Here is a 12,017-nt window from a genome sequence, read left to right on the forward strand (position 1 = left end):
CTGCCGTGCGCAGCACGGACCGGTAGGTACCCGGACAGGTGGTGAGGTACGCGGCCTTTGCGGTCGCTATACCCTTTCGCGATCGGTCCCCGATGCTCGGTACGATTCACAGGCGCAGCGCACGCTGCGACGGCCCATGCTGTGAGGGAGAGACCGGTGTCTGACGTCCGTGTGATCATCCAACGCGATTCCGAGCGGGAAGAGCGCGTGGTGACGACGGGCACTACGGCCGCCGATCTCTTCACCGGCGAGCGCACCGTCGTCGCCGCACGGGTGAACGGGCAGCTCAAGGACCTCGCGTACGAGATCGGTGAGGGCGAGAGCGTCGAGCCGGTGGAGATCTCCTCGCCCGACGGCCTGAACATCCTCCGCCACTCGACCGCGCACGTCATGGCCCAGGCCGTGCAGGAGATCTTCCCCGAGGCGAAGCTCGGCATCGGCCCGCCCATCAAGGACGGCTTCTACTACGACTTCGACGTGGAGAAGCCGTTCACGCCGGAGGACATCAAGGCCGTCGAGAAGAAGATGCAGGAGATCCAGAAGCGCGGCCAGCGCTTCTCCCGCCGCGTCACGACCGACGAGGACGCGCGCGTCGAGCTCGCGGACGAGCCGTACAAGATCGAGCTGATCGGGCTCAAGGGCAAGGCCGCCGACGCCGCCGAGGGCGCGGACGCGGAGGTCGGCGCCGGCGAGCTGACGATCTACGACAACCTGGACGCGAAGACCGGCGAGCTGTGCTGGAAGGACCTCTGCCGGGGTCCGCACCTGCCCACCACCCGCGCCATCCCGGCCTTCAAGCTGATGCGCTCCGCCGCCGCCTACTGGCGGGGCAGCGAGAAGAACCCGCAGCTCCAGCGCATCTACGGCACCGCGTGGCCGACGAAGGACGAGCTGAAGGCGCACCTGGAGTTCCTGGCCGAGGCCGAGCGCCGCGACCACCGCAAGCTCGGCAGCGAGCTCGACCTCTTCTCCTTCCCCGACGAACTCGGCTCGGGTCTCGCCGTGTTCCATCCGCGGGGCGGTGTGATCCGCAAGGAGATGGAGCAGTACTCCCGCAAGCGGCACGAGGAGTCGGAGTACGAGTTCGTCAACACTCCCCACATCTCCAACGAGCGCCTCTTCGAGACGTCCGGCCACCTGCCGCACTACGCGGAGGGCATGTTCCCGCCCATCGAGTTCGACGGGCAGAACTACCGCCTCAAGGCGATGAACTGCCCCATGCACAACCTGATCTTCAAGTCGCGCGGCCGTTCGTACCGCGAGCTGCCGCTGCGCCTGTTCGAATTCGGCACGGTCTACCGCTACGAGAAGTCGGGCGTCGTGCACGGCCTCACCCGCTCCCGCGGCTTCACCCAGGACGACGCGCACATCTACTGCACCAAGGAGCAGATGGCGGGCGAGCTCGACTCGCTGCTCACCTTCGTTCTCGACCTGCTGCGCGACTACGGGCTGACCGAGTTCGAGCTGGAGCTCTCCACCCGCGACCCCGAGTCCGACAAGTTCCTCGGCACGGACGAGGAGTGGGAGGAGGCCACCGCGGCGCTCCAGCAGGCGGCCGACAAGCAGAGCCTCCCGCTGGTGCCCGACCCGGGCGGCGCCGCCTTCTACGGCCCGAAGATCTCGGTGCAGGCGAAGGACGCCATCGGCAGGTCGTGGCAGATGTCCACGATCCAGGTCGACTTCCAACAGCCGGCCAGGTTCGGCCTGGAGTACACCGCGGCGGACGGCACCAAGCAGCAGCCCGTCATGATCCACCGTGCGCTGTTCGGATCGATCGAGCGCTTCTTCGCGGTCCTGCTGGAGCACTACGCGGGCGCGTTCCCGGCCTGGCTCGCCCCGGTGCAGGCCGTGGGCATCCCGGTCGGCGACACGCACGTGCCGTACCTGGAGGAGTTCGCGGCCGAGGCCAGGGGACGCGGCCTGCGCATGGAGGTGGACTCGTCCTCCGACCGGATGCAGAAGAAGATCAGGAACCACCAGAAGGACAAGACCCCGTTCATGATCATCGTCGGTGACGACGACATGCACGCGGGTACGGTCTCCTTCCGCTACCGCGACGGCTCGCAGGAGAACGGCATCGCCCGCGGCGAGGCCCTGGACAAGATCGCCAAGGCGGTCGAGGACCGCGTCCAGGTCTGACCGTCCGCCGCGGCCCCCGCAGAGGCGTCAGCCCTCCGGGGGCCGTGGCGTGTCGCGGCCCTCCCGCCGGAAGACCTCGATCAGCCACGACGAGAACGAGCCGGTCACCGCGCCCAGCAGCGCGAGGCCGCACACCATTAGGCCCACCGCCACCACCCGCCCCAGGAGCGTCACCGGCGTCACATCCCCGTACCCCACGGTCGTGATGGCCGACGCCGACCACCACAGCGAGTCCCCGAAGGTCCGGATCGTCGCGCCCGGCGCGAGCCGCTCCGCGTGGTAGACGGCCAGCGCCGCCGTGAACGCGAGAAGCAGCGACGAGACCCCCGCGTACGCCATCACCCGCGCGTACAGGCTCAGCCACGGCTGGTCGGTGCGGCGCCGCTGCTCCGCCGTGTACAGCCGCACCAGCCGCAGCGGGCGCAGCAGCGGCAGCACCAGGACGAGCGAGTCGAGCCAGTGCGACCGTACGAAGTGCGGGCCCTCGCCGCTCAGTGCCAGCCGCGCCGTGTAGTCCGCCGCGAACACCGCCCATGCGGCGATCACCACCGCGAGGGCGGCGTCCCGCCACACCTCCGGAGCCGCCCAGGCGAGCACGCGCACCGCGTACCCGGCGAGATACACCAGGGAGACCCCCAGCAGGGGCAGCTCCGTCCGACGCTCCCAGCTCTCCAGCCGCGACGGGCCCGTTTCGTCACGCATCGCCCCAGCATCCAGGCGCTCCGGGACGCCGGGCACCGCCGACACGCCCCGGGGGCCCCACGTCTTATGCTGCACAGCATGACGACTGAGCCGGAGCAGCAGATAGGGGTGGGGAGCCCGGACGCGTTCCAGCGCCTGTGGACGCCTCACCGGATGGCGTACATCCAGGGTGAGAACAAGCCCAGCGGGGCGGAGGCCGGGGACGGCTGCCCGTTCTGCGCCATCCCGTCGAAGTCGGACGAGGACGGGCTGGTCATCGCGCGCGGCGAGCGGGTGTACGCGGTGCTGAACCTCTATCCGTACAACGGCGGCCACCTCATGGTGGTGCCGTTCCGGCACATCGCCGACTACACGGAGCTGGACGACGCGGAGACCGCGGAACTCGCGCTGTTCACCAAGCGCGCGATGGCCGCGCTGCGCACCGCCTCCGGCGCGCACGGCTTCAACATCGGGATGAACCAGGGCGCGGTCGCGGGCGCGGGGATCGCCGCGCACCTGCACCAGCACGTGGTGCCCCGGTGGGGCGGCGACACCAACTTCATGCCGGTCGTCGGGCACACCAAGGTGCTGCCCCAGCTCCTCGCCGACACCCGCGCCATGCTCGCCGCGGCCTGGACCCCGGCACCGGGGGCCTGAGCCGGAGACCGTACGGGAGCGGACCCGCCCGGGCCCGCGGCCCGCTCCCGCACGGCGAGGCGCTCGGCCCGGAGGCGACCGGCCTACGCGCTCCGGCCGGCCGGACGCGGCGCCTACGCGTCAAACGCGACGCCTACGCGTTGTACGTGTCGGCCTTCGACGGGGACGGGTCCTGCACCGCGCCGCTGAGGAAGCCCGCGCGGTTGCCGAAGTTGGTGGTGTCCACGCCGTGCTCGTCCAGCACCCGCAGCGCCGCGCTGTGCGCGGCCCGCAGCACCGGAGTGGCGGTGCGCAGCGCGTCGTCGGCCATGAAGCGGTGCAGCCAGGGCTGTTCGGCCCACGCGTGCCGCAGGCCGAAGGGCTCGGGCAGCACCAGCTTCCCGCCGAGGTGGTCGAGGATCGGCGGGTACCACAGCAGCGGCGCGCGCACCGCGAGCCGGACGACCTCGTCGTTGTCCACCAGCGGCAGGGTGCGGGTGTGGGTCTCCCAGAACTTGACCATTTTCGCCGAGGTCACGGTCTTGGGGGAGGGCTTCGTGAGGAAGAGGCCGTGCACCGGGCCGAGGGCGTGCCCCGTGACCTCGATGCGCAGGGTCTCGTGCAGCACGGTGACGCTGATCAGCATCGTCAGGACCAGCTGGCCGTCCCACAGCGTGAACTGCACGCCCAGGTAGTGGCGGTTGCCGCTGCCGAACTGCTGCTCGTTGCAGATGCGCTGTATCTCGTGCGGCTTGACCTGGTACGCCTCGATGTCCTGCCCCTCGGGCCTGCTGACGGAGTCCGCCCCCTGGGAGACCGGGGAGACGATCCAGTGCTTGACCGAAGGGGTCGGGAAGCCGCCCGTGTTGAGCGGACCGCGCTCCAGCAGCTTCAGCTGGTCGTGGATGGCCTTGATGACGTCCCAGCTGCGGAAGCCGTGGATCTCCTTGCCCGCCTCCTTGGGGACGAGCTGCTCCGCGAGCTGCCAGCCGCCCCACCGGGTGCCCATGCCGAGTATGCCCTTGGGGCCCGCGTAGAAGACCACGTTGGACTGCTGCTCGGCGGTGAGCTTCTGGAGGCCCTGACGCAGCTCCTCGCGGCCGGTCTCGCCCGGATGGCCCGGCACCGCGTCGGGGACCTTCGCGCCCACGCCGCCGCCCGCGAGCAGCGCGTCCCACCGGCCGCGCAGGTCCTTGGCCGTGGACTCGGAGATGCGCTTGGCGAGATACCAGCCGACGACCGGCATGAGGATCACGCCGCGTATGTACCAGCCGACCACCCCGTTGAACGGGAGGAACAGCAGGCAGATCACCGCGAGCACGCCGACGGCGACGAGCAGCAGCGTGCCGATCGCGCCCGCGCTCCTGCGGGCGCCCGAGGACAGGCCGCGGCGCAGCGCGAACACGCCGAGCCACAGCAGCAGTCCCGGCAGGAACAGCACGCCGAAGACCACCGTGACCACGGTGAGCCGCCGGTCGCGCTCCTTGCGGATGTGGTTCGCGGCGAGGCAGTGCTCCACGACCGTCTGCGCCTCGATGCCGAAGGACTGGATGAGCGCCTTGCGCCCGCCGCCGAGGGTCCGGGTCTGGACGGCGCGGGCGAACGCCTCACCCAGGTTCGGGGCGAAGATGTTCCTCTTCTCCCCCTCCTTGGTGCGCGAACCGCCCTTGATGGTGGACTGGTGCCACTCGTTGTCCGCCTTGAGGATCTCCGTGATCTCGCTGTCGCGGTACGCGGCCGAGGCCAGCGCCTGGGTCGCCGCGGTCTGACCCGCGGCACCCATCAGGGGCACCTGCGCCCCCGGGCTGAAGTCGAACCCGTCGCTCACTGCTGACCGCCCCCACCTGTCACCCGAGGTTCCGCCCTGCCTTGCCGTCTCTTCCCGCCCGGCGGGCCCCGCACGCCTGTTGAGCTGGGCACCCAGCGTATCCGGGGCGCCCCGCCCACGGCAGTCCTGTGGAAACTAAGCGTCGATCAAGCTCCGTTCCCGCAGCTTTTCGGCCACCGCGGAGGGCATCGGCTCGTGGCGCGCGTACGTACGGCTGAAGCGCCCCGTGCCGTGCGCGACGGACCGCAGGTCGACCGCGTACCTGCCGATCTCCAGCTCGGGCACCTCGGCCCGGATCAGCGTCAGTCCCTGGCCCGCGGGTTCGGTGCCCACGAGGCGGCCCCTGCGGCTCGAGAGGTCGCTCATGACCGCGCCGACGTACTCGTCCGGCACCAGCACGGCGACCTCGGCGACCGGTTCGAGCAGATGGACCGGCGCGCCGGCGGCGGCCTCGCGCAGCGCGAGGGCGCCCGCGGTCTGGAACGCGGCGTCCGAGGAGTCCACCGAGTGCGCCTTGCCGTCGCGCAGGGTGACCCGCACGTCGACCAGCGGATGCCCGGCGGCGACCCCGCGCGCGGCCTGTGCGCGGACGCCCTTCTCCACGGACGGGACGAACTGGCGCGGCACCGCGCCGCCCACCACCTCGTCGACGAACTCGATGCCGGAGCCCGCGGGCAGCGGCTCCACCTCGATCTCGCAGATCGCGAACTGGCCGTGTCCGCCGGACTGTTTGACGTGCCGCCCGCGCCCCGTCGCAGGGGCGCCGAACGTCTCCCGCAGCGCCACCCGGTGCGCCACAGCGTCGATCCGCACGCCGAAGCGGCCGCGCAGCCGCTCCAGGGCGACCTCCTGATGGGCCTCGCCCAGGCACCACAGCACCAACTGGTGGGTGTCCTGGTTCTGTTCGAGCCGCATGGAGGGGTCCTCCGCGACCAGCCGCGCCAGGCCCTGCGACAGCTTGTCCTCGTCGGCCTTGCTGTGCGCCTCCACGGCGAGCGGCAGCAGCGGCTCAGGCAGCGGCCAGGCCTGGACGAGCAGCGGATCGGCCGGCGCGGACAGGGTGTCGCCGGTCTCCGCGCGGGAGAGCTTGGCCACGCACGCGAGGTCGCCGGCCCCGCACTCGGCGAGGACGCGCTGCTGCTTGCCGAAGGGGGAGGAGAGCGAGCCGACGCGTTCGTCCGCCTCGTGGGAGTCGTCGGAGGCGTGCGAGGCGTGCGAGGCGTGCGGGGCGTGGGAGGCGTGCGAGGCGTCCTGGCCCGCCATCGTCCCGCTGCCGGACGCGGAGGACCCGTCGGCCGGATGCCGTCCGCACACATGCACCGTCGCGTCGGGCCGCAGCGTCCCGGAGAAGACCCGTACGAGCGACATCCGGCCCACGTACGGGTCGGAGGCCGTCTTCACCACCTCCGCCACCAGCGGCCCCCCGGGGTCGCAGGAGATGCCCCGGCGCGCGGTGCCCTCGGGAGTGGTGACCTCGGGGGCCGTCCGTTCGAGCGGCGACGGGAAACCGCCGGTGACCAGTTCGAGCAGCTCGACGGTGCCGAGCCCCTGCGTGCCGCCGTCCGGGGCGGGAGCCGCCGCGAGCACCGGATGGAAGACGCCACGGGCCACGGCCTTCTCCAGGTCGGCCGTGAGGGTGTCCACGCCGGGGTCCTCACCCGCGAGGTAGCGGTCCATGAGGGTCTCGTCCTCGCTCTCGGCGATGATCCCCTCGATGAGGCGGTTGCGCGCGGCCTCGACCCCGGGCAGCGCCTCCTCGGCCGGCGGACGCGTCGCGCGCCCGCCCGACGCGTAGTCGTAGACCCGCCGCGACAGCAGGCCGGTCAGGCCGGTGGCGGGCGCGTGGCCGTCGGGCCCCTCGGGGCCGAGGACCGGCAGGTACAGGGGGACCACGGCGTCCGGGTCGTCGCCGCCGAAGACGCGCCCGCACACCTCGGTCATCGCGTCGAAGCCGGTCCGCGCCGTGTCCAGGTGGGTCACGACGATGGCGCGCGGCATGCCGACCGCCGCGCACTCGTCCCACACGGCGCGCGCCGCGCCCGCTACGGCCTCGGCCTCCTGCGCGGCCGAGACGACGAAAAGGGCCGCGTCCGCGGCGCGCAGACCGGCCCTCAGCTCGCCGACGAAGTCGGCATACCCTGGCGTGTCCAGGAGATTGATCTTGTATCCGCCCCACTCGACGGGCACCAGCGACAGCTGGACGGAGCGGTGCTGCCGGTGCTCGATCTCGTCGTAGTCGGAGACGGTCGCACCGTCCTCGACCCGGCCGGGCCGTACGAGAGCCCCCGCGGTCTGGGCGAGCGCCTCGACGAGCGTCGTCTTGCCCGAGCCGCTGTGGCCGACCAGGACCACGTTCCGCACCCGGGAGGGCCGGCCGGCCGCCGCCGCCCCTCCGGCGGCCCCGGTGTGTGTCTTCGCCTTGTCGCCCATGGTGTCCTGCCTCCCGGAGGTCGTCGCGCGGTGAGGAGTGGTGAAGGGCGCGGACAAGGGGGAGCGGCACGGGCAGCTCCTGCGGTGCCCACGGTGTCCTTCGAGCTTCGCACTCCGGTCAGGGCGCGTCCATACATCGGCCACCGCGGCCCGGCAGCGCCGCCGCCCGCCGTCCGCCGGGGCCCGCCCGCCTGCCGCCGGACCCTGCCCGTCGGCCGCCGGGGGCCCCGTCCGCGGGCGGCCACTGCCGCGCGAAGCCGTCCCCGCGCGCGCCGGCGGACGGCACGCGCCCGGGGACCCGGCGTTGGCGGGCCCCGGTCCTGGCTACGATGGGCCAGCCGACGGCCACCGGGGCCGTCAGGCGCCAACGACCCCGGGAAAGCCATGCTGAACAAGTACGCGCGTGCGTTCTTCACGCGTGTCCTCACGCCGTTCGCCGCGCTCCTGCTCCGGCGGGGGGTGAGCCCTGACACGGTCACCCTGATCGGCACGGCGGGGGTGGTCGCGGGCGCGCTGGTGTTCTACCCCCGCGGCGAGTTCTTCTGGGGCACCATCTGCATCACCGTCTTCGTCTTCTCCGACCTGGTCGACGGCAACATGGCCCGGCAGGCCGGGGTCTCCAGCAGGTGGGGCGCCTTCCTCGACTCGACCCTCGACCGGGTCGCCGACGGCGCGATCTTCGGCGGATTCGCCCTGTGGTACGCGGGAACCGGCGACAACGACATGATGTGCGCCGTCGCCATCTTCTGCCTGGCAAGCGGCCAGGTCGTCTCCTACACCAAGGCCCGCGGCGAGTCCATCGGGCTGCCGGTCGCCGTCAACGGGCTGGTGGAACGCGCGGAACGGCTGGTGATCACGCTCGTCCTCGGCGGCCTCGCCGGCTTCCACCGCACGTTCGGCGTGCCGGCCATCCAGATCCTGCTGCCCATCGCGCTGTGGATAGTGGCGGCGGGCTCGCTCGTGACGCTCTGCCAGCGCGTCATCACCGTACGGCGGGAGGCCGCCGAGGCCGACGCGGCGAAGGCGGACGCCGGGGCCGGTGCGCCGGGCGGCGCCTCCGGCGCGGGCGCGTCGGGGGCCGCCTCGTGAGCGACGTGAGGGACCGTGCCACCGACGCCCTGTACGGGCTCGGCTGGGCGACGGTCAAGACCCTGCCGGAGCCCGTGGCCCGCTCCCTGGGACGCACCGTCGCGGACGTCGCCTGGAAACGGCGCGGCAAGGGCATAGAGCGCCTGGAGAGCAACCTGGCGCGGGTGGTGCCGGACGCGGGCCCCGAGCGGCTCGCGGAGCTGTCCAAGGCCGGCATGCGCTCGTACCTGCGCTACTGGATGGAGTCGTTCCGGCTGCCCACCTGGTCCAGGGAGCGGGTGGTGAACGGCTTCGCGCCGGACGGGCTGCACTACCTCGACGAGGCGTTCGCCGCCGGCCGCGGCGTGCTCATGGCGCTGCCGCACCTGGCGAACTGGGACCTCGCGGGCGCCTGGGTCGCCCAGGCGCTCGGCCGCAACTTCACCACGGTCGCGGAACGCCTCAAGCCCGAGACCCTGTACGACCGGTTCGTCGCCTACCGCGAGAGCCTCGGCATGGAGGTGCTGCCGCACGCCGGCGGCGCGGCGTTCGGCACGCTCGCCAGGCGGCTGCGCGGCGGCGGCATGGTCTGCCTGGTCGCGGACCGCGACCTGTCCTCGTCGGGCGTCGAGGTCGACTTCTTCGGGGAGCGCGCCACGATGCCCGCGGGACCCGCGCTGCTCGCCCAGCAGACCGGCGCGGCCCTGCTGCCCGTCACCCTCTGGTACGACGACTCGCCGGTGATGCGCGGCACGGTCCACGCGCCCGTCGAGGTGCCCGCGTCAGGTACGCGGGCCGAGAAGACGTCCTCCATGACGCAGGCGCTGGCCGACGTGTTCGCCGGCGGCATCGCGGAACATCCGGAGGACTGGCACATGCTGCAACGGCTGTGGCTCGCGGACCTCGACCCGCACCGGGGACCGGCACCGGGCTCGGGGCGGGCCGCCGTATGAGGATCGGCATCGTCTGCCCGTACTCCTGGGACGTGCCGGGGGGCGTGCAGTTCCACATCCGGGACCTCGCAGAACACCTCGTCAAGCTCGGCCACGAGGTGTCCGTGCTGGCGCCCGCCGACGACGGGACGCCGCTGCCGCCGTACGTCGTCTCCGCCGGGCGCGCGGTGCCCGTCCCGTACAACGGCTCGGTGGCACGCCTCAACTTCGGCTTCATCTCGGCGGCACGGGTGCGGCGCTGGCTGCACGACGGCGCGTTCGACGTCGTGCACATCCACGAGCCGTCGTCGCCCTCGCTCGGCCTGCTCACCTGCTGGGCCGCGCAGGGCCCGATCGTCGCGACGTTCCACACGTCCAACCCCCGCTCGCGCGCGATGATCGCGGCGTACGCGATCCTCCAGGCGGCGCTGGAGAAGATCAGCGCGCGCATCGCGGTGAGCGAGTACGCGCGCCGCACCCTGGTGGAACACCTCGGCGGGGACGCCGTGGTGATCCCCAACGGCGTCGACGTCGACTTCTTCGCGCGCGCCGAGCCCAACCCGGCCTGGCAGGGGCAGGGCGACGCGAGCACGATCGGCTTCGTCGGCCGCATCGACGAGCCGCGCAAGGGACTGCCGGTCCTGATGCGGGCCCTGCCGAAGATCCTCGCGGCGCGGCCCGGTACCCGGCTGCTGGTCGCAGGACGCGGCGACGAGAAGGAGGCCGTCGCGTCGCTGCCCAGGGAACTGCGCTCCCGGGTCGAGTTCCTCGGCATGGTCAGCGACGAGGACAAGGCCAGGTTCCTGAGCAGCGTCGACCTGTACGTCGCGCCCAACACGGGCGGCGAGAGCTTCGGGATCATCCTGGTCGAGGCGATGTCGGCGGGGGCGCCCGTGCTCGCCAGCGACCTGGAGGCGTTCGCACAGGTGCTGGGGCAGGGGCAGGCGGGCGTGCTGTTCCCGAACGAGGACGCGGACGCGCTGGCCGAGACGGCGCTCGCGCTGCTCGCGGACGGCCCGCGCCGCGCCGCGCTGCGCGACCGTGCCTCGGCGCACGTACGGCGCTTCGACTGGTCGACCGTCGGCGCGGACATCCTCGCCGTCTACGAGACGGTGGCGGACGGCGCGGCCCAGGTCGCGGCGGTGGACCGCGGACCGGGACGGTAGGAGTCGCGTGCACCGTCCTCCGGCGCCGTGCGGTCGAGGACGGTAGGAGCGCCTCCGCCGTCTTCCGGCGCCCCCCGCAGTCGGCCGGAGGGCGGGATACGGGCGCGCCCGCGGCCGGTAGCCTGCTGGCGTGATCGTCACCCTCGCCTGGATCGCCGTCGCCGTCGTCGTGCTCGTCGCCTTCGGCCTCTACCTGAGCTGGACGGCCGGCCGGCTCGACCGGCTGCACGCCCGGATCGACGCCACGCGCGCCTCCCTCGACGCGACCCTGCTGCGCCGGGCGTCCGTCGCGCAGGAGGTCGCGACCTCCGGCGTACTCGACCCGGCCGCGTCCATCGTCCTGTACGAGGCCGCCCACGCCGCCCGGCAGGCCGAGGAGGAGCAGCGCGAGGTCGCGGAGAGCGAACTGAGCCAGGCGCTGCGCGCGGTGTTCGGGGAGGCCGCCCAGGTCGAGGCCGTACGCGAGGCGCCGGGCGGGGTGGAGGCCGCCGACGAACTCGGCGCGGCCGTACGGCGCGTTCCCATGGCGCGACGCTTCTACAACGACGCGGTGCGGGCCGCCCGTGCCCTGCGCAGGCACCGCAAGGTGCGCTGGTTCCGGCTGGCCGGGCACGCGCCGCGGCCTCTCGCGTTCGAGATGGACGACGAGGCCCCGGTGGCCCTCGCGGACCGGGCCGCGTAGACCACTGCGCCCGGCTTGGCCCGTCCAGTGGGCCTCGCGGACCGGGCCGCACGCCGGTGCGCCCTGCGGCTGCCGTCCGCCGGTGCGCCGTACGATCTCCGTCCCGGTGCGCCCTGCGACCGCCGTCCCGGAAAGTTGGTTTCCGACCCTTGACCCCGGGCGACGGGGCGTCCATAGTGCACGTTAATGCGCATTAGTAATGCGCATTAACGATGCTGACAGGGGCGAGGAGCACCGATGGACGAACCGAGGAAGCGTTCCAGGCCGGGGCGCGCGCCCCCCCCCCCCGGGCCCCCCGGCCCCCCCCGGGGGGGGGGGGCCCGGGGGGGGGGGGGGCCCGCGGGGGGGCCGGGGGGGGCCCCCCCCGCGGGCCCGGGGGCCCGGAGGGGAGGGGCTACGCGTCCGGACGCACGACCCCGAGTACGGGCATCGTGCCGGCGTCCGACAGTGTCACG

General features: G+C 72.9%; 9 protein-coding genes. 6 read left to right on the top strand and 3 right to left on the bottom strand.

Annotation, left to right across the window (positions count from 1 at the left end; genetic code table 11):
- The first annotated feature begins 156 nt into the window (after nucleotides 1-156).
- Nucleotides 157-2,139, top strand: coding sequence for a threonine--tRNA ligase (gene thrS, locus LCE31_RS13475; protein ID WP_225014460.1), 1,983 nt, complete (start codon nucleotides 157-159; stop codon nucleotides 2,137-2,139).
- A 27-nt stretch (nucleotides 2,140-2,166) separates the two neighbouring features.
- Here thrS and LCE31_RS13480 read toward each other — a convergent pair whose 3' ends face one another.
- Entirely contained in the window at nucleotides 2,167-2,841 is a 675-nt protein-coding gene (locus LCE31_RS13480; protein ID WP_225014461.1) for a potassium channel family protein, read from the bottom strand.
- 66 nt (nucleotides 2,842-2,907) lie between these two features.
- Here LCE31_RS13480 and LCE31_RS13485 point away from each other — a divergent pair, with 66 nt between their 5' ends.
- Nucleotides 2,908-3,477 (top strand): HIT family protein, encoded by a 570-nt coding sequence (locus tag LCE31_RS13485; RefSeq protein WP_225014462.1) that lies wholly within the window; start codon nucleotides 2,908-2,910, stop codon nucleotides 3,475-3,477.
- A 133-nt stretch (nucleotides 3,478-3,610) separates the two neighbouring features.
- Here the strand turns inward: LCE31_RS13485 and LCE31_RS13490 are convergent, their stop codons facing one another.
- Both LCE31_RS13490 and LCE31_RS13495 read right to left on the bottom strand, forming a co-directional pair.
- Entirely contained in the window at nucleotides 3,611-5,239 is a 1,629-nt protein-coding gene (locus LCE31_RS13490; protein WP_225014469.1) for a hypothetical protein, read from the bottom strand.
- 180 nt (nucleotides 5,240-5,419) lie between these two features.
- Complete coding sequence (locus LCE31_RS13495) at nucleotides 5,420-7,714, bottom strand: elongation factor G-like protein EF-G2 (RefSeq protein ID WP_225014463.1); 2,295 nt, start codon at nucleotides 7,712-7,714, stop codon at nucleotides 5,420-5,422.
- Nucleotides 7,715-8,098: 384 nt separating this feature from the next.
- Here LCE31_RS13495 and pgsA point away from each other — a divergent pair, with 384 nt between their 5' ends.
- From pgsA to LCE31_RS13515, 4 genes are all read left to right on the top strand, one after another.
- Nucleotides 8,099-8,803: a phosphatidylinositol phosphate synthase gene (gene pgsA, locus LCE31_RS13500; protein WP_225014464.1), complete on the top strand. Its 705-nt coding sequence runs from the start codon at nucleotides 8,099-8,101 to the stop codon at nucleotides 8,801-8,803.
- A complete protein-coding gene (locus LCE31_RS13505; RefSeq protein ID WP_225014465.1) occupies nucleotides 8,800-9,735 on the top strand; it encodes a phosphatidylinositol mannoside acyltransferase in 936 nt (311 codons plus the stop codon). Before pgsA ends, LCE31_RS13505 begins: the two co-directional genes overlap by 4 nt.
- Entirely contained in the window at nucleotides 9,732-10,880 is a 1,149-nt protein-coding gene (locus LCE31_RS13510; protein ID WP_225014466.1) for a glycosyltransferase family 4 protein, read from the top strand. The genes LCE31_RS13505 and LCE31_RS13510 overlap by 4 nt, the downstream gene beginning before the upstream one ends.
- A gap of 130 nt (nucleotides 10,881-11,010) precedes the next feature.
- Entirely contained in the window at nucleotides 11,011-11,562 is a 552-nt protein-coding gene (locus LCE31_RS13515; protein ID WP_225014467.1) for a hypothetical protein, read from the top strand.
- Nucleotides 11,563-12,017 lie beyond the last annotated feature (455 nt).

It is taken from the genome of Streptomyces sp. 8L (genome assembly GCF_020176795.1).
Taxonomy (GTDB): Bacteria; Actinomycetota; Actinomycetes; order Streptomycetales; family Streptomycetaceae; genus Streptomyces.